The 16764-nt window shown below is 75.0% G+C and carries 17 protein-coding genes and 1 tRNA gene; 7 read left to right on the forward strand and 11 right to left on the reverse strand.

The features are described from left to right. Nucleotides 1-66 precede the first annotated feature (66 nt). On the forward strand, nucleotides 67-1047 hold the full coding sequence (locus BMY88_RS19740; RefSeq protein ID WP_244524806.1) for a glycosyltransferase family 9 protein: 981 nt from the start codon (nucleotides 67-69) through the stop codon (nucleotides 1045-1047). Here the strand turns inward: BMY88_RS19740 and BMY88_RS19745 are convergent. The 7 genes from BMY88_RS19745 to BMY88_RS19775 form a co-directional block, all read right to left on the reverse strand. Then, entirely contained in the window at nucleotides 984-2639 is a 1656-nt protein-coding gene (locus tag BMY88_RS19745; RefSeq protein ID WP_091947772.1) for a substrate-binding domain-containing protein, read from the reverse strand. The genes BMY88_RS19740 and BMY88_RS19745 overlap by 64 nt on opposite strands. Nucleotides 2640-2753: 114 nt before the next feature. Next, nucleotides 2754-3731, reverse strand: coding sequence for a UDP-glucuronic acid decarboxylase family protein (locus BMY88_RS19750; protein WP_091947775.1), 978 nt, complete (start codon nucleotides 3729-3731; stop codon nucleotides 2754-2756). Between the two features lie 220 nt (nucleotides 3732-3951). After that, complete coding sequence (locus BMY88_RS19755) at nucleotides 3952-5316, reverse strand: ABC transporter substrate-binding protein (RefSeq protein ID WP_244524807.1); 1365 nt, start codon at nucleotides 5314-5316, stop codon at nucleotides 3952-3954. 124 nt (nucleotides 5317-5440) lie between these two features. After that, nucleotides 5441-6619 carry a branched-chain amino acid ABC transporter permease gene (locus BMY88_RS19760; RefSeq protein WP_244524808.1) on the reverse strand — a complete coding sequence of 393 codons (1179 nt, stop codon included), beginning with the start codon at nucleotides 6617-6619 and terminating at the stop codon, nucleotides 5441-5443. A 2-nt stretch (nucleotides 6620-6621) separates the two neighbouring features. Beyond that, nucleotides 6622-7509, reverse strand: a complete 888-nt coding sequence (locus BMY88_RS19765; RefSeq protein WP_091947780.1) for a branched-chain amino acid ABC transporter permease — start codon at nucleotides 7507-7509, stop codon at nucleotides 6622-6624. 31 nt (nucleotides 7510-7540) lie between these two features. Further along, on the reverse strand, nucleotides 7541-8320 hold the full coding sequence (locus BMY88_RS19770) for an ABC transporter ATP-binding protein (RefSeq protein WP_211435739.1): 780 nt from the start codon (nucleotides 8318-8320) through the stop codon (nucleotides 7541-7543). Continuing rightward, complete coding sequence (locus tag BMY88_RS19775; RefSeq protein WP_244524809.1) at nucleotides 8317-9204, reverse strand: ABC transporter ATP-binding protein; 888 nt, start codon at nucleotides 9202-9204, stop codon at nucleotides 8317-8319. The genes BMY88_RS19770 and BMY88_RS19775 overlap by 4 nt, the downstream gene beginning before the upstream one ends. A gap of 184 nt (nucleotides 9205-9388) precedes the next feature. Between BMY88_RS19775 and BMY88_RS19780 the strand changes: the two genes are divergently transcribed. Then, complete coding sequence (locus BMY88_RS19780) at nucleotides 9389-10594, forward strand: PucR family transcriptional regulator (RefSeq protein WP_244524810.1); 1206 nt, start codon at nucleotides 9389-9391, stop codon at nucleotides 10592-10594. A gap of 40 nt (nucleotides 10595-10634) precedes the next feature. Here BMY88_RS19780 and BMY88_RS19785 read toward each other — a convergent pair whose 3' ends face one another. Further along, complete coding sequence (locus BMY88_RS19785) at nucleotides 10635-10868, reverse strand: DUF2630 family protein (protein WP_091947787.1); 234 nt, start codon at nucleotides 10866-10868, stop codon at nucleotides 10635-10637. 38 nt (nucleotides 10869-10906) lie between these two features. After that, nucleotides 10907-11833 carry a prephenate dehydrogenase/arogenate dehydrogenase family protein gene (locus BMY88_RS19790; protein WP_091947790.1) on the reverse strand — a complete coding sequence of 309 codons (927 nt, stop codon included), beginning with the start codon at nucleotides 11831-11833 and terminating at the stop codon, nucleotides 10907-10909. 55 nt (nucleotides 11834-11888) lie between these two features. On the opposite strand from BMY88_RS19790, the gene BMY88_RS19795 reads away from it, so the two are divergent. From BMY88_RS19795 to BMY88_RS19815, 5 genes are all read left to right on the forward strand, one after another. Beyond that, nucleotides 11889-12551: an O-methyltransferase gene (locus tag BMY88_RS19795; RefSeq protein ID WP_091947794.1), complete on the forward strand. Its 663-nt coding sequence runs from the start codon at nucleotides 11889-11891 to the stop codon at nucleotides 12549-12551. After that, nucleotides 12548-13045: a tRNA adenosine deaminase-associated protein gene (locus BMY88_RS19800; RefSeq protein WP_091947796.1), complete on the forward strand. Its 498-nt coding sequence runs from the start codon at nucleotides 12548-12550 to the stop codon at nucleotides 13043-13045. Before BMY88_RS19795 ends, BMY88_RS19800 begins: the two co-directional genes overlap by 4 nt. Next, nucleotides 13042-13698 carry an HAD-IA family hydrolase gene (locus BMY88_RS19805; RefSeq protein ID WP_091947799.1) on the forward strand — a complete coding sequence of 219 codons (657 nt, stop codon included), beginning with the start codon at nucleotides 13042-13044 and terminating at the stop codon, nucleotides 13696-13698. The genes BMY88_RS19800 and BMY88_RS19805 overlap by 4 nt, the downstream gene beginning before the upstream one ends. A gap of 163 nt (nucleotides 13699-13861) precedes the next feature. Further along, nucleotides 13862-14398, forward strand: coding sequence for a nucleoside deaminase (locus BMY88_RS19810; protein ID WP_244524811.1), 537 nt, complete (start codon nucleotides 13862-13864; stop codon nucleotides 14396-14398). Nucleotides 14399-14408: 10 nt separating this feature from the next. After that, nucleotides 14409-14497, forward strand: a tRNA-Ser gene (locus BMY88_RS19815). A gap of 66 nt (nucleotides 14498-14563) precedes the next feature. Here the strand turns inward: BMY88_RS19815 and BMY88_RS24180 are convergent. Next, nucleotides 14564-16192, reverse strand: coding sequence for a serine/threonine-protein kinase (locus BMY88_RS24180; protein ID WP_211435740.1), 1629 nt, complete (start codon nucleotides 16190-16192; stop codon nucleotides 14564-14566). A gap of 42 nt (nucleotides 16193-16234) precedes the next feature. Next, on the reverse strand, nucleotides 16235-16579 hold the full coding sequence (locus BMY88_RS19825) for a hypothetical protein (RefSeq protein WP_091947802.1): 345 nt from the start codon (nucleotides 16577-16579) through the stop codon (nucleotides 16235-16237). Nucleotides 16580-16764 lie beyond the last annotated feature (185 nt).

The raw sequence follows: 16764 nt of genomic DNA on the forward strand, positions 1-16764 counted from the left end.
GTGCAATTCCGCGCTTCTGCACCTCGTCCCTCCGGGCAGAAGCGCGGAATTGCACGGCCCACCGCGGTGGTGCTGCGGCCGCTCGGGCTGGGGGACCTGCTCACCGGGGTGCCGGCGATCCGCGCGGTGCGGGCGGCCGTCCCCGGGCACCGGCTGGTGCTGGCCACCACGCGGGCGCTCGAGCCCCTGGCCGGGTTGATCGACGCGGTCGACGAGGTGCTGCCCGCCGGGGAGCTCGAGCCGCTCGAGTGGACCGGCCCGCCCCCGGACCTCGCCGTCGACCTGCACGGCAGGGGGCCGCTGTCGCACGTCGTCGTCGCCGACCTGCACCCGCGGCGGCTGCTCACCTTCGACAGCCCCGGCTACCCCGGCCCGGCCTGGTACCCCGACGAGCACGAGGTCCGGCGATGGTGCCGGCTCGTGGCCGAGGGGCTCGGGGTGGACGCCGACCCGGACGCGCTCGATCTCGCCGTCCCGGCCGTGCCGCCGCCGGTGACCGGCGCCGCGGTGGTGCACCCCGGTGCGGCGTTCGCCGGCCGCCGGTGGCCGGTCGAGCGGTTCGCCGCCGTCGCCCGCCACCTCGCGGCCGCCGGCTGCGACGTGCGGATCACCGGCGGTCCCGCCGAGGTGCACCTGGCCCGCGCCGTGGCCGAGGGCGGGGGCCTGGGCCCGGACGCGGTCCTCGCCGGGACGACGACCGGCCTGGAGCTCGCGGCCGTCGTCGCCGCGGCCCGGGTGGTGGTCAGCGGCGACACCGGCGTGGCGCACCTGGCGACGGCCTACCGGCGGCCGTCCGTGGTGCTCTTCGGCCCGGTCGCCCCGGCGCTGTGGGGGCCGCCGACCCGCATCCGGGACGGCGGCCCGCTGCACGTCGTCCTGTGGCACGGCGACGGCACCGGCGACCCGTGGGGCGCCGATCTGGACCCGGCACTGGCGCGGATCACCGTCGACGAGGTGGTCGCGGCCCTCGACGGCGTGCTGGGTCAGCGCTCCCGGATGGCGTCGAAGAGCACGGCCTGCAGGTCGTCGGGGTCCTGGGCGGAGTAGGCGGTCCCGCCGGTGGCCGCGGCGATCTGCTGCAGCTCCTCGAGGTCGGCCTCCGGCCCCAGCGCCACGCCGACGAGCTGCACCGGCCGGTCGGGGTCGGCCTCGGAGCGGAGCGTGTCGATCAGCCCCTGCAGGGAGATGCCGCCCGCGTCGTCGTCGTTGGTGCCGTCGGTCAGCAGGACCACGCTGGAGACCGCGCCCTCCTGGTACAGCTCGCGGGCGGCCCGGACCGCGGCGAGCGCGGTGTCGTAGAGGCCCGTCCCCCCGGACGTGAGCGAACCCGACAGCGTCTGCAGCTGCGCGGCCAGCGCCGCACGCTGGGTGGACCCGTCGACGTCGGCGTCCAGCGCGCGCAGCGGCACCCGCTCGGCGTAGTCCCTGTCGCCGTCCACCCGGTAGGCGAAGGTCCACAGGCCGACCGAGTACTCGTCGGGGAGCCCGGCCAGGGCGGTGCGGGCGGCGTCGACCGCCAGCGAGATCCGCGTGCCGCCGGCGGCGGTGGCCTCCATGGACGTGGAGGTGTCGATGACGGTCAGCAGGCGCGAGGGGGCGAGCACGCGGTTGGCCTGCTCGATGGCCGCGGTCGCGGCGTCGGGCTCCATCGGCAGCCGCTCGGGCGCCTCCGGCTGCGTCCCGGTGTCCGGTCCCGCGCCGTCGGGCGCGTTCCCGTCGGCGTCGCGGAACCCGGCGGCGCGCACCGCGGCGGCGGCGTCGTCGGAGGTCAGCGCCGCCACCACGGTGTCGACGGCCGCGCGCCGGTCCCCGTCGGGCTCCCCGGCACGCACCACCGGGTAGTCGAGGTAGGTCGAGCCCCCCTCCGGGTACAGCGCGACCATCTGCGAGTCGCCGGCCAGGTAGCTGGCCAGCACGTCCTGCTCGGTGCCGGCCCACAGCCCCGCGTCCGCGTTCCCGGCCACCGAGGCCGACCGCACCTCGTCCAGGGTCGCGCCGGACCGCGAGAGCCCCAGCGACGCCGCGAGCTCCTCGTCCGAGATCGCCACCCCGTTGCCGGTCGCCTCGACCGACAGCGAGACGCCGATCTGGCGGGCGGATCCGGTGAGGTCGGCGGTCGGCATGGACCGCCCCGCCGTCAGCGCCGCGATGACCACGTCGAGCCACACCGGCGTGGGAGCGAGCACGCCGAGGTCCTCGGCGGAGGCGCGGCTCGTGGCGAGCACGAGCGGGGAGATGGCCAGCGTGCCGGCCTGCTCCACGGAGGCGCCCTCGACCTGGGCCGGCCAGATGGAGGAGTCGGGCACCCAGACGTCGGGCACGCCGGAGTCCGCCCCCGCGGTCAGCGCGGCGACGGTCTGCAGCGAGTCGGCCTCGACCACGTCGGCGGTGACGCAGTCGCCGGACAGCGCGTCGGCCAGCACCTCCTGCACGACCGGCGCGATCTCGGGAGCCACGGCGACCCGCACGGCGGCGTCGTCCCCGCACGCGGCCGCGTTCCCGTCGTCGTCGGAGCCGGCGAGCCACCACACCAGCCCGCCCGCGACGAGCGCGACGACGGCCAGTGCCGCGATCAGCACGAGTGGCGGCGGCGGCCACCCGCGGCGAGTGGTCGTGGTGGTGGTGGCGTGCCGGCCCATTGATGCGCTCCGTCGTCGTCCGAACACTCATGGCGACCCCGTTCGCCGGGTCCAATGTAGAGGGACGACGGTCGGTAGAGGGGGCCTCGTCGACGGAAGGCCGACGGGGGACGCTCAACCGACGGCGCGCGTGCCCATCGAGCGCTGCTCGGCGAACCAGGCGACGGTGCGTCGCAGCCCCTCCTCGGAGGGCACCAGCGGCCGCCAGTCCAGCAGTTCCTCGGCCCGGGTGGTGTCGGGACGGCGGACCTTCGGGTCGTCGACGGGCAGGTCGATGAACTCGACGGCCGACCCGGAACCGGTCAGCTCGATGATCCACTGCGCCAGCGCCAGCATGGAGAGCTCGTCGGGGTTGCCGATGTTCACCGGGCCGGCGTGCCCGGACGCGGCCATCGCCAGGATGCCGCGGACGGTGTCGTCGACGTAGCAGATCGAGCGGGTCTGCGAGCCGTCGCCGGCGACGGTGACCGGTCGGCCGGCGAGCGCCTGGCCGACGAAGGCGGGGATGGCGCGGCCGTCGTCCGGGCGCATCCGGGGTCCGTAGGTGTTGAAGATCCGCACGATGCCGGTGTCGGTGCCCTTGGACGTCCGGTAGGCCGTGGTCATGGCCTCGCTGAAGCGCTTGGCCTCGTCGTAGACGCCCCGCGGCCCGACCGGGTTGACGTTGCCCCAGTACTCCTCGGTCTGCGGGTGCTCCAGCGGATCGCCGTATACCTCCGACGTCGAGGCCAGCACGTACCGGGCGCCCTTGTCGTGGGCCAGGCCGAGCGTGTGCAGCGTGCCGAGGCTGCCGACCTTGAGGGTCTCGATCGGCATCCTGAGGTAGTCGATGGGGCTCGCCGGGGAGGCGAAATGCAGCACGAGGTCCACCGGTCCGGGGACGTGGACGTAGTCGGTGACGTCGCAGCGCAGCAACCGGAACGCGGGGTGCTCCATCAGGTGGACGACGTTCTGCGGCGAGCCGGTGAGGAAGTTGTCCAGGCACACCACCTCGACGCCGCGCTCGAGCAGGTGCTCGCACAGATGGGAGCCGAGGAACCCCGCCCCGCCGGTGACCACCGCCCGCCGGATCGACCGAGTCGCGCGCACCATCCCCAGCCCTCCTCGTGCCCCGCCGACGCGCACCGCGCGTCATCGGCGCCCCTACCCAGGGGGCATCCGGGCACACCCCGCGGGGCGGTCCGCCCGGGGACGCCGACGGCCGCGGGTCCCGGGGAGGGACCGCGGCCGCCGTCGTCCTGCTCCTACCGGCCCCGCTGCAGGGTCCCGCCGCGCGCGGAGCGTGCGGTGGAGGGGCAGCGGGGCCCTTCCGCTAGCCGACGGCCTCCTCGTCCGGGATGCCGCTCTCCGGCGGGGCGATGGGCTCGCCGTCGTACTCCTCGATCTCCGCATCGCCGGTGTCGGTGACCAGCAGCGGCGTCTTCGGCTCTCCGACGCCCTCGGCGTTGAACTGCACCACCGACATGCCGCTGATGCCGGCGTGCCGGTCGGAGGAGTAGCGGAACGGCGTGAACGCCGGCCCCTGCCAGTCCGCTCCGGCCTCCTCCACCGCGGCGACCAGGTCGTCACCGGTGGGGTTGCGGCCGGCCGCCTGGAGCGCCTGCACCATCGTGTAGGCCATCGACATGCCGTAGACGCGGGTGTTGGTGAGCACGCCCTCCTGGCCGGACTCGTCCCAGATGCGCTGGAACAGCTGGATCCACGGGTCGTCGACCTGGTCGACCGTCGGGATGTAGGAGGTCGTGTAGATGCCCGCGAGGGCCGACGCGCCGCTCACAGCGCCCTGCGAGAAGGCCCCGAGCAGGGAACCCACGAGGTCGGGGGCGGACCCGACGTTCGAGTACCACCACTGCGGCGTGTAGTTCAGGTCCCGGGCGGCCAGCTGGGTCAGTGCCGTGTACGGCGGGGTGTTGAACCCGAGCACGAAGTCGGCCCCGGAGGCCTGCAGCGCCGCGATCTGCGGCCCCACGTCGATGTTGCCGGACGTGTAGGTCTGCACCTCGACGATCTGGTCGTCGTCGAGGTACTGCCGCACCCCCCGCTCGCCGTCCTCGCCGAAGTCGTCGTCCTGGAGGAACAGCCCGACCTTCGCGTCGGGGAACTCCTCGGCGATGTACTGACCGATGATCTTCCCCTCGCTCTCGTAGTCGGTCTGCCAGCCGAACGTGTACGGGAGGTTTTCCGGGTCGTCCCACAGCGAGGAGCCCGAGGAGACGAACAGGTCGGGGACCTCCTCGGTGTTGAGGAAGTCGAGGACGGCGTTGTGCGTCGGCGTACCGAGGCCGCCCATGATGGCGAACACCTCCTCCTCCAGCACCAGCTCGCGGACCACGGTGCTGGTGTTGGTGGGGTTATAGCCGTCGTCGCGGTAGACCCACTCGATCTGCCGGTCGTAGACGCCGCCGTTGGCGTTGACGTAGTCGAAGTAGGCCTGGACGCCGGTCGGGATCTCGCTGTAGCCGGGCGCGGCACGGCCGGTCAGCGGGTAGTGCGAACCGATGGTGACGGTGTCCTCGGTCATACCAGGGCCGGTGGCCTCGTTGTCCTCGGCGGTGCCGCCGCCGCCACCGCCGCCGCCACCGCCATCGCTGTCGTCGTCACCGCCACAGGCGGCCATGCTGGTGGCGATCGTCGCTGCGGCCAGGACGCTCACGAGGCGCCGGGAGTTTCGTGTCAAGGGTGCTCCTTGGGTGTCGCCCGGGCAGCTGTGCCCAGGGGTGTGGGGGGTGCGCCGTGCGTGGCGGGAACGGGGATCGAGTGCCCGCTCCCGGGGCCGGTCGGCGGTGGTCTCGTCGCGCGGCTCACCCCCGCCCGCTGCGGGTGAGCGCGCGCGCGGCCCGTCGCCGCAGCAGCGCCAGGCGGATGGTGCCCACCAGTCCGGCCGGAGCGAAGAGCATCGTCACGACCAGCAGCAGGCCGTAGACGACGAAGGACGACTGCGAGGCCTGCGCCTCCTCCATGTCGAAGACGTCCCGGCCGAGATCGATGAGCCATGGCGGGAGGAAGACCAGCAGGGCCGAGCCGAGCAGCGCGCCGGTGAGGGTGCCGAGCCCACCGATGACCACCGCGGTCAGCAGCGACAGCGACAGGACCGGGAGGAACGACCCCGGCGCGGCCAGCTGGACCACGATGGCCAGTACCGCCCCCGCCAGGCCCGCGGCGGCGGCGCTCACCACGAAGGCCAGCACGCGCCAGGCGCCCAGGGAGATGCCGGCGAGCTCCGCGGCGACCTCCTGGTCGCGCACCGCGCGCCAGGTGCGGCCCATCCGGCTGCGCATCAGGTTGGCGAGGAAGAAGTAGGAGATCAGCAGGCAGGCGACGGCGATGTAGGCGACCCACTTGTCGTTGAGGCCGCGCCCCGTCGCGCCGGACAGCTGCTCGACGGTCTCGGTGAACCACTCCGGCCGCTCCGGAGGCCGGATGGTGAGGCCCTGCTCGCCGTTGAAGGTGTCGCTGAAGTACAGCGCCAGCCCGGGGAGTCCGACGGCGAGCGCGAGAGTCGCGCCGGCCAGGTACGGACCGTGCAGGCGGGCGGCGGCGACGCCGACCAGGGCGCCGACGAGCGTCGTCGCGGCGACGGCGGCGAGGAAGACCAGGGCCAGACTCGGCGGCTCCTCGCTCCGCTCCACGTCGAGCATCAGCGCCGTCGTGTACGCGCCCACAGCCATCAGCGCCCCGTGGCCCAGGGAGATCTGCCCGGACAGGCCGGTGAGCAGCGTCAGCCCCCCGGCGGCGATCGCGAGGTAGGCGACGTTGCCCAGCTTGATGTTGGTGTTGAGCTCGGTGCTCTCGAGCAGCAGCACCGCCACGGCGGCACCGACCACCAGGACCAGCAGGTGCCGGAGCAGGGTGATGCGGGGCAGCAGGGACCGGCGTCCGCCGGCCCCGGCCGACGGCGCGTTCGCCCCGGCCGTGGCGGTGGTGGGGGCGGCGTCGGACGCGGCGCCCGGGTCGCCGGTGGGGGTCTGGGTCTCGCTCACGGTCACGCCCTCCGCGCTGCGGTGGTGGAGAAGAGGCCGCCGGGGCGGACCAGCAGGACGACGACGAGGATCACCAGCGCGGCCATGCCCAGCAGCGAGTCGTCGAGGTAGCCGCGCACGTAGTTGAGCGCCAGGCCCAGGAGCAGGCCGCCGACGACGGCGCCGATCGGCGAGTCGAGGCCACCGAGCACTGCGGCGACGAACCCGAAGACGATCAGGGTGTCCATGAAGGTGGGCCCGATGAACGAGACGTCGCCGGCGATCAGCATCCCCGCCAGCGCGCCGACCGCCGCGGCGAGGGCCCAGCCCAGCGTGAGCATCCGGCCGACCCGGACGCCGAGCAGCCGGGCGACCTCCTGGCCGAAGGCGGAGGCGCGCATCGCCAGGCCGAGCCGGGTGAACCGGAACAGGGCGATGAGCGCCAGCATGGTCACCAGGACGGCGCCGACGGTCCAGATCGAGTTGCGCGACAGCGAGAGCAGGGTGAAGCCCTCGCGGACCTCGTAGCCGACGGTGCTGAACGGCGGGACGAACGCCCGCTCGTCGACGCCGGCGACGAGGGCGACGATGCCCTGGATGGCGACGAACAGGCCCAGGGTGACGATGACGGCGTTGAGCTCGGGACCGCCCTCGACCGGCCGGATGACCACGCGCTCGATCAGCGCGCCCATGACCAGGCCGGACAGCAGGGCGACGACCAGCGCGAGCCAGTAGGACCCGCCGGCGTCGATGACCGCCACCGCGATGAACGTGGTCGCGGCGGCCATCGAGCCCTGGGCGAAGTTCACGATCCGGGTCGACCGCCAGATCAGCACGAGCGCCAACGCGAACGCGGCGTAGACCGATCCGTTGACCACCCCGCCGAGGGTGAGGCTGATGAACTGCTCCACGAGTGGACTGCCTCCTACGCAGACGAGGGGTTCAGAAGCCGAGGTAGGCGTGCCGCAGGTCCTCGTCGGCGGCGAGGGTGCGGGCGTCGTCGGTGACGACGACGCGGCCGAGGTTGAGCACGACGCCGGTGTCGGCCACCGAGAGGGCGCTGCGGGCGTTCTGCTCCACGAGCAGCACCGACAGGCCCTCGGAGTCGACCAGTTGCCGCACCAGCCCGAAGATCTGGGCGACGATCTTCGGCGCGAGTCCCAGCGACGGCTCGTCGAGCAGCAGGACGCGCGGGCGGGCGAGCAGGGCGCGGCCGATGACGAGCATCTGCCGCTCGCCACCGGACAGCGTGTGCGCGGGGTTGTCGCGCCGCTCCGCGATCCGCGGGAACAGGTCGTAGACCCGGTCGAACTCCTCGCGTCCGACCTTCCCGCGGAACAGCGAGCCGACCCGCAGGTTCTCGTCGACCGTGAGCTCGGCGATGACGCCGCGGCCCTCGGGGACGTGGGCCATGCCCTTGTGCACCATGGCTTCGACGGGGGCCCGGGTGATGTCCTGGCCGTCCAGGACCACCCGGCCCGCCGTGGGGCGGACCAGGCCGCTGATGGTGCGCAGCAGCGTCGTCTTCCCGGCGCCGTTGGCACCCAGGACGGCGGTGATCCGGCCGGCCTCGGCGCGCAGCGAGACGCCGTCGAGGGCGCGCACCGGGCCGTAGGAGGCGGACAGGCCCTGGACGTCGAGCAGCGCGGTCCCGGTCGCCGTCCCGCCGCCGGACGCGGCCTTGCTCAGGCCGACCGCGCTGCTGCCGTGTGCCTCGGTCACGCCGACGCCCCCTCGGTGCCGGTGGGAGCCGTCTCGGAGCGGGTGGACCCGAACTCCGTGGTGTGGGCCGCGACGTCGACGTCGTCGCCCAGGTAGGCCTCGGTGACCGCCGGGTTGGCGCGGATCTCCTCGGGGGTTCCGACGGCGATCGGCTTGCCGGAGTCCAGGACCGTGATCCGGTCGCAGACGCGCATCACCAGGTCCATGTGGTGCTCGACCAGCAGCACGCTCATCCGCGCCGACAGCGTGCGGATGAGCTCGCCGAGCTCGTGCATCTCGTCCTCGGACAGACCGCTGGCGGGCTCGTCGAGCAGCAGCAGGTCCGGCTCGGCGACCAGCGCCCGGGCCAGGGCCACGCGCTTCTGCACCGGGTAGGGGAGGCTGCCCGGATACCGCTCGGCGTAGGCGGTGGCGTCCAGCTCGGCCAGCGCGGTCATCGCGCGCTCGCGCAGCCGCTCCTCGTCCTTGTCCGCGGTGGGGATCGCGAACAGCGCGGAGAGGAAGCCGGACCTCGCGTGCCGGTGCGCGCCGACCATGACGTTCTCCAGGACCGTCATCCCGGCGAACAGACCGACGCCCTGCAGCGTGCGGGCGATGCCGAGCCGGGTGAGCTGTGCCGGGCGCAGCCGCCGCAGCTCGCTGCCCTTCCAGGCGATCCGGCCGGAGCTCGGCCGGACGAGGCCGCACGCGACGTTGAACATCGTCGTCTTGCCGGCGCCGTTGGGGCCGATCAGGCCGTGGACCTGGCCCGGCTCGACGGTCAGGGAGACCGCCTCCAGCGCCGTCACGCCACCGAAGGCGACCGAGATGTCGGTCATCTCCAGCCGCGCGGTGGGGGCCCGGTCCGGTGGTGGGGTGGTGCGGTCGAGCGGCGCTTCCGCCACGGGCCCACGACTCCTCGGGGTCTAGGAGGTCCCCCGACCGGGTGGACGGTCGGAGACGATTGGGTCACGGCTACGTCCCGATGAGGTTCCCCGCTGGTGAGGGCGGTCACAATGGGCGCGACGCACAGTGATCGACGGCCCGGGTTGTGCGCAGCGCAGCGCGTCAGGGAGGTGAGCGGTGCACGTGTTCCCGCCAGAGGTGGCCGACCGGCTGGGGGACGTGGCGCCACGGCTGTTCGACGAGGTCGACGCCATGGTGGACCGGATGGTCGACGTGCTGCTGCGGACCGAGCCCGCGTACCGCGAGCTGGACCTGGTGGAACTGCGCCGGTCCAGCCGCGCCGGGCTGGCCGGCGGCATCCGCAGCCTCGTGGGCGCCGCGGGGGGCACCCGGGAGCTGCAGACCGCCGAGGCGCGCGAGGTCGGCCGGCGCCGCGCGGCGCAGGGCATCCCCCTCGAGGCGGTGCTGCGCGCCTACCGGCTGGGCGGGCAGATCACCTGGGAGACGCTGCTGGCGGTGGCCCGCACGTCCGGGGGGCCCAACGACACGCTCCTGGTGGAGGTGGCCAGCGCGGTCTGGCGGACCAACGACGTCGAGTGCGGGGCGGTCGCGGAGGGTTACCGCGAGGAGCAGCGCCGGCTCGACTCCGTCGACGACGACGCGCGCCGGCACGTGCTCGACGGGCTGCTGGACGGGCGGGGCGGCGACCCCGCGTTCGTCCGCTCGGCGTCGGAGCTGCTGGGCATGCCGCTGGCGGGTCGCCTGCTCGCCGTCGTCGCCGTCCCGGACGGCGAGGGGACGGCGAGCCTGCTCGACCCCGCCGCGGGGCTGCTTCGGCGGGGGATGCGCTCGGTCTGGGGCGAGCGGTCCGGCGCCCAGGTGGGCGTGGTGGCCCTCGGGCCGCGCCGGTCGACCGACGTCCTCGGGTGGTTGCGCGCGGTGGCGGCCGGGCCGGTGGGCGTCTCCGCCGAGGTCGAGGGCGCGACGGGGGTGGCCACCGCCTACCGGCTCGCCGAGACCGCTGCGCGCACGCTGCCGGTCGGCACCAGCCAGGTCGTGACGATCGACGACCGGCTGCCCGAGGCGCTGCTGAGCAACTCGCCCGAGATCAGCTCACGGCTGGTCGGGCAGTGCCTCGGCGGGCTGCTGGACCTGCCCGAGGACGAGCAGACGGTGCTGCTGGACACCCTCGCGGCGTTCCTGGCCGCGGACGGCTCGCCGACCCGGGCCGCCGACGAGCTCTACTGCCACCGCAACACGGTCATGCACCGGCTGCGGCGGATCGAGACGGTGACCGGCCGCAAGGTCACCGACCCGCGGGCCCGGTTGCTCTGGCAGCTGGCCCTGCTCAGCGCGCCGCAGCTGCGACCGGCCCGTCCCGCCGCCTGACGAAGGACCCCGTCCCTCTCACGCGACTCGGGACGGAGCCCTACTGCAGGTAGCCCTCCACCTCGGACGCGGGGCGCACCTCGGCGTCGGCGGGGTCCTCGGCGTACTGCCGCTTGGCCCGCCGCTGCCGCAGCAGGTCCCAGCACTGGTCGAGCTGCACCTCGAGGTCCCTCATCCGGGCCTTCTGGTCGTCGGTGTGCTCGCCGCTGTCGCGCAGCCGGTGCTCCTCGTCGACCAGGGCGGAGATGCGGGTCAGCAGGTCCTTCTCGTCCATGATCGCCTCCGTGCCCGCGCCGGTCCCGGGGGAAACGATCAGGGGGTGTCGGGCAGACGGCCCTCGACGAAGGCGGCCAGCCGCCGGGTGACGGCGCCGCCGGCCCGGCCGAGCGCGAGCAGCGCCGCGCGGTCCAGCGGGACCCGGACCGTCCGGGACCCCGCGGGCACCGCCGCGCGGACGGCGTGCCCGGTCGCGACGAGCTCCGGCCACGGCCTGGCCAGGTGCTGCTGGACGCGGGCCAGCGCGGCCGCCGTCGGACCCGCGTTGGCCTCGACCATCGCGGTGACCAGGGCCGGGTCGCTGCCCGCCACGCGCGTGCCGTCGCGGAAGCTGCCGGCGGCCAGCGACAGTGCCAGCGGGCCGGCCTCGCCCGCGGCGGCGGCCAGGGCCGCGGCCAGCAGGTGCGGCACGTGGCTGACGGCGGCGACGGCGTCGTCGTGGTCCGCGGCCGTGGCCGGCACCACCTCCGCGCCCACCGCGAGGGCGATCTCGGCCACGCGCAGCCAGCGGGGGAGCTCGGTGCCCCGCTCCAGGCACACGGCCCACCGCGCGCCGCGGAAGAGCTCCGGGTCGGTGGCCGCGTGGCCGGACCGCTCGGTGCCGCACATCGGGTGGCCGCCGACGAACCGGCTCCCGAACGCCGCGCCCAGGGTCGCCAGCACGGGCCCCTTGACCGAGCCGACGTCGGTGACCGTGGCGGCCGGGTCGATCGCCAGGTCCGTCAGCGCGGCCGTCATCGCCGGCAACGGCACCGCGAGGACGACGACGCCCGTCAACTGCGTCCCGATCCGGACCCCGCGATCGGCCGCCGCCGCCCGCGCCTCCGGGTCGACGTCCCAGCCGGTCACCTCCCGCCCGGCGGCGACCAGGGCGGCGGCCAGCGAGCCTCCGAGCTGCCCGAGGCCCACCACCCCGACCGGAGGGGCGGGCATCGTGGGCACCGGGAGGGCGGCGTCGGCCATGATCAGAGGCTATGCGCCACACCGTGTCCTCCCCGCGCCACTCCCGGGGCGCGCCATGACGCCCCGTTCCTTCCTCCTCACCCAGCAGGTGGCCGACTACGTCCGCGCGAGCTCCGAGGCCCCGGACGACGTCGTCACCGACCTCGTCGCGGAGACCGCGGCGATGGCCGACCGCGGCGAGCTGTCGGCGACCATGCAGATCGGGACCGAGCAGGGCGCCTTCATGCAGCTGCTGACCCGGGCCCTGGGGGTGCGGACGGCGATCGAGATCGGCACGTTCACGGGCCTCTCGTCGCTGTGCATCGCCCGCGGCCTGCCCGACGACGGCCGCCTGCTCTGCCTGGACCTCAACGCCGACTGGACCGCGGTCGCCCGGCGGTACTGGGACCGGGCCGGGATCGGCCACCGGATCGAGCTGCGCCTCGGGGCGGCGCTGACCTCGTTGCGGGCGCTGCCGGCCGAGCCGACGTTCGATCTGGCCTTCGTGGACGCCGACAAGACGGGGTACGCCGGCTACGTCGAGGAGCTGTACCCGCGCCTGCGGCCCGACGGCGTCGTCCTGCTCGACAACACCCTGCGCGGCGGCCACGTGCTGGAGCCGCGCAGCGACGACGACCGCGCGGTCGCGGCGCTGAACGCGGCGCTGGCCGCCGACCCGCGCTGGGAGACCGTCCTGCTGCCCCTGGCCGACGGCCTGACGATGCTCCGCCGCCGGTGAGCGCCCCCGAGGGGCCGGCGAGCTACGCGGTCCGCGTGGACCGGGCCGGGGAGCGGTGGTCGGTGCAGCTGCTCGCCCACGACGCCGACAACGAGCTGCCGGTGCTCGAGCGCGCCCTCGGCGAGCCCGGGGCCGAGGGCTGGCCGGGGCCGCTCGTGCTGGTCGTGGACTCGCGGCTGTACTTCGTGGTGCTGCGGCACGGGCCGGGCGGGATGGTCCGCGCGTTCATCTCCGACGCGACGATGCTCGAGTGGCTCCTGGCCAGCGAGGTGGTCGAGCGGTACGGCATCGCGGTGGACACCGAGGGCACCTTCGACGACGACGAGACCGGCTGGCCCGGTGGTGACCTCGACGTGCTCGCCGACTACGGGCTGCCCGCCGACGAGCTGAGGCCGATCGCGACCGCCGACGACCTCTGGGCCGACGAGATGGTGGCCCGCATCGCCGGGCGGCTGGGCTTCGGCGACGAGCTGGCCGCGGCGGTGCACCCGTGAGCTCGGTCTCCGCCGTCGTGTTCGACCTCGGCGGGGTGCTCACCGAGAGCCCGATGACGGCCTTCGCCGCCTACGAGACCGAGGCCGGGTTGCCGGAGGGGCTGATCCGGCGGCTGAACAGCACCGACCCGGACGCCAACGCCTGGGCCCGCTACGAGCGCGGCGAGCTGGATACCGCGGGGTTCGTCGGCGCCTTCGAGGCCGAGGCGCTCGCCGCCGGGCACCGGCTGGACGCGCGCCGGGTGCTGGGTGCGCTTGCGGGGGAGTTGCGGCCGGCGATGCTGGCGGCCGTGGCGTCGCTGCGGGCGGCGGGGCTGCCCCTGGCGCTGCTGTCCAACAACGTGGCGCCCATGCCGCGCACCGGCCGGCTCGGCGAGCTGCTGGGGCAGTTCGACGCGGTGGTGGAGTCCTCGGTGGAGGGCGTGCGCAAGCCCGAGCCGGAGATCTACCGGCGGGCGCTGGTGCGGTTGGCGGAGGCGGCCGGCCGGCCGATGGCCGCCGCCGACTGCGCCTACCTCGACGACCTCGGGATCAACCTCAAGCCCGCCCGCGCGCTGGGCATGCGCACGATCAAGGTGGTCGACCCGGCGCTGGCCCTGGCCGAGCTGTCGGAGCTGGTCGGGCTCGATCTGACCGGCGGCGGCGCCGGGTGAGCCGCGGACCGGGAGGGACGGCGGCGGTGGTCGTCGGCCGCGCCTCGTGCTCTGCCTCCCGGGGGACGCAGAGCACGAAGGGGACGGCGGCGGTGGTCGTCGGCCGCCCCTTGTGCCCTGCCTCCCGGGGGACGCAGAGCACGGGCGGGCGCGGGGGATCGGCGTGACCGGCCCCGGTCCGGCGACCGGCCCCGGTCCGGCCCCCGGTCCCGGCCCGGCCCCCGGGCAGCCACTGGGCGCCGACGTGCTCGACGCCGCGATGGGCCGCGCGCTGGAGCTCGCGGCGGCCGCGGTCGAGTGGGGCGACACGCCGATCGGCGCCGTCGTCCTCGGGCCGGACGGCGCGGTGCTCGCCGAGGCGGCCAACGAGCGGGAGAAGCGCGGGGACCCGACGGCGCACGCCGAGGTGCTCGCGCTCCGCGCCGCGGCGGCGGTGGCCGGCGACGGCTGGCGGCTGACCGGCGCCACGCTCGTGGTCACCCTCGAGCCCTGCACGATGTGCGCCGGGGCGGGGGTGCTCGCGCGGGTCGCCGCCGTCGTCTACGGCGCCGACGACCCCAAGGCCGGGGCCGCCGGATCGCTGTGGGACGTGCTGCGCGACCGTCGGCTCAACCACCGCCCGCTGGTCACCGGGGGGATCCGGGCCGAGGAGTCCGCCACGCTGCTACGTGCGTTCTTCCGCGCCCGGAGGGGCCTGTAGTCTCTTCGGCGGTGGCGTGTCCGAGCGGCCGAAGGAGCACGCCTCGAAAGCGTGTGAGGGCAACCCCCTCCGTGGGTTCAAATCCCACCGCCACCGCCAGCAGGACCTCGACGGCGGCGTCCGCCCGGGCTCGATCCCGGACGGGCGCCGCCGTCGTCGCGGGGATCAGGCCAGCACGTCCAGGTCCACGAGCAGCCCGCCGTCGCCGTCCCGGACCAGCGTCACGGCGTGGGTCTCGACCACCTGCTCACCGGGCCGGACGAACTCCACGTCGGTGGTCGCAGTGATCCGGTCGCCCTCCACGGACACGTTCCGGACGTCGACCAGGCGCACCTCCGACCACGTGCCGAAGAAGCCGGCGTAGGAGCCGTAGCCAACCTGCGCCCGCAGGGACGGCCCGGTCAGCTCGTACGCGGTCTCGGTGTCGTCGGGCAGCAGGTCATAGTAGCGCTCGAGGGTCTGCTGCACCTCGGCAGCCGGGTCCCCGGGCGGTGTCGACGTCGCCGTCGTGGGGGTGGTCTCCTCCGACGGGGCGGGCTCCTCCCCGGTCGCGGAGGTCGGCGCCGGCTCCCGGGACTGCTCCGGGGAATCGGTCGTCGCCGGGGCGGACGACGAGGAGGCCGCCGGGTCCGCGGTCTCGCCGTCGCCGTCCCCGCCGGTGGAGACCAGCCAGGCGACCCCGCCGCCGATGAGGAGGAGCAGGACCAGGCCGGCGACCACCAGTGGCCAGCGCCGCCGGCCGGCCGGGGTACCCGCGGGGGCGGCGACGGGGACCGGCGCGGGCGGACGCGGAGGGAGCGGCGTCGGGGCTGCAGCCGGGGGTGTCGCCGGACCGGCGGCGGGCGGGACCACGTCGGCCCGGCGGTCGCCGGCCGGCAGCGACGCCGTCCGCATGCGATCGGGCGCCGGGCGGAGCTCGGTGCGGGCCAGGAGGACGGTCGTCGGGTCGCCGTCGCGCCCCGCCGCCAGCACGGCGAGGCGGTCGCGGACCTGGGACATCGTCGGCCGGGCCGCCGGGTCGTCGGCCAGCATCTCCATCAGGGGCGCGGCGAGGGAGCCGGCGCGGGCGGGCGGGCGCACCCCGCCGCCCGCGACCCGGTGGAGCAGGCGCAGGGCGTTGTCGTCCATGCCGAACGGCGGCTCGCCCTCCAGGCAGGTGTAGAGCGTCGCGCCGAGGGAGAAGACGTCGCTGGCCTCGCTCATCTCCGTGCCCTGGGCGACCTCCGGCGCGAGGAACGCCGGCGTCCCGGTGATCTGTCCCGTCTGGGTCAGCGTGACGTCGCCGATCGCGTGCGAGATGCCGAAGTCGGTGATCTTCACCAGGCCCTCGACGTCCTCGCCCTGGCCGACGAGCACGTTGGCCGGCTTGACGTCGCGGTGCACGATCCCGGCCACGTGCGTGGCGGTCAGCGCGTCGGCCACCTGGGCGCCGATCTGGGCGACGAGTTCGGGAGGGAGCGGGCCGTCGTCGAACAGCACCTGGGCGAGGCTGCGCGAGGGCAGGTACTCCATGACCAGCCACGGCTGGCCCCCGTCGGTGGCGACGTCGTACACCGAGATGGCGTGCGGATGGCTCAGCCGGGCGGCGATGCGGCCCTCGCGCAGCGCGCGCTGACGCTGCTGGTCGACGACCTCCTCGTCCGCGCCGGGCGGCGGGAGGATCTGCTTGACCGCCACCTGCCGGCCCAGGAGTTCGTCGCGGGCACGCCAGACGGTGCCCATCCCACCGCCCGCGATCTGCGCGAGCAGCCGATAGCGCCCCGAGACGAGATGACCGGGTCCGATGACCTGCACAGAGGCGCTCCTACCCGCGCCGAGCCCCGATCTGCACGCGGTTCAGACGGTGCTGGGCACGCCGAAGCGCCGGGCGTACTCCTCCTGGGCGCCGGCAGGCAGCGCGTCGTACAGCGTCGCCAGTTCCTCGACGGCGTCGGCGGAGAGGTCGTCGAACAGGACCTGCCAGGTGGGCGGCTCGTCGTAGCTGCGGGTGAGCAGCAGCTCCCAGGCCTGGGTCTGGCGGTCCCGCTTGCTGCGCTCGGCGGCGAACTCGGTGAGGTACAGGTCCTTGGCGGCCTGCTTCTCCTCCGGTGTCGCACCGGCCGGCAGGCCCTCGGGGTCGGCGCCCTTGAGCACCGCCACGATCGCGTCGACGACCTCGGGCCGTGGCTCCGTTGCGCTCATCCCGCTCGCCTGCCCTTCTCCGGTGGACGACGACCGTGCGGTCCCGTCCGGCTGACCATGCCCACCCGCCGGTCCCTCAACCGTCGGCACCGGCGGCCGGCGGGCAGGAGCCTTCCACGAGCCCGCCACGCCGTCCCTCCGGGGGCGGCCGCGGGCCGACGCGCCCCCGGGGAGCCGCGGCCGAC

The organism is Trujillonella endophytica (genome assembly GCF_900110555.1).
GTDB classification, from domain to species: domain Bacteria; phylum Actinomycetota; class Actinomycetes; order Mycobacteriales; family Geodermatophilaceae; genus Trujillonella; species Trujillonella endophytica.

Coding starts and splice junctions, on each gene's coding strand:
- BMY88_RS19795 (WP_091947794.1), top strand. CDS start 11,889: ATGACGCCCCGTTCCTTCCTCCTCACCCAGCAGGTGGCCGACTACGTC.
- BMY88_RS19750 (WP_091947775.1), bottom strand. CDS start 3,731: ATGGTGCGCGCGACTCGGTCGATCCGGCGGGCGGTGGTCACCGGCGGG.
- BMY88_RS19785 (WP_091947787.1), bottom strand. CDS start 10,868: ATGGACGAGAAGGACCTGCTGACCCGCATCTCCGCCCTGGTCGACGAG.
- BMY88_RS19745 (WP_091947772.1), bottom strand. CDS start 2,639: ATGGGCCGGCACGCCACCACCACCACGACCACTCGCCGCGGGTGGCCG.
- BMY88_RS19825 (WP_091947802.1), bottom strand. CDS start 16,579: ATGAGCGCAACGGAGCCACGGCCCGAGGTCGTCGACGCGATCGTGGCG.
- BMY88_RS19790 (WP_091947790.1), bottom strand. CDS start 11,833: ATGGCCGACGCCGCCCTCCCGGTGCCCACGATGCCCGCCCCTCCGGTC.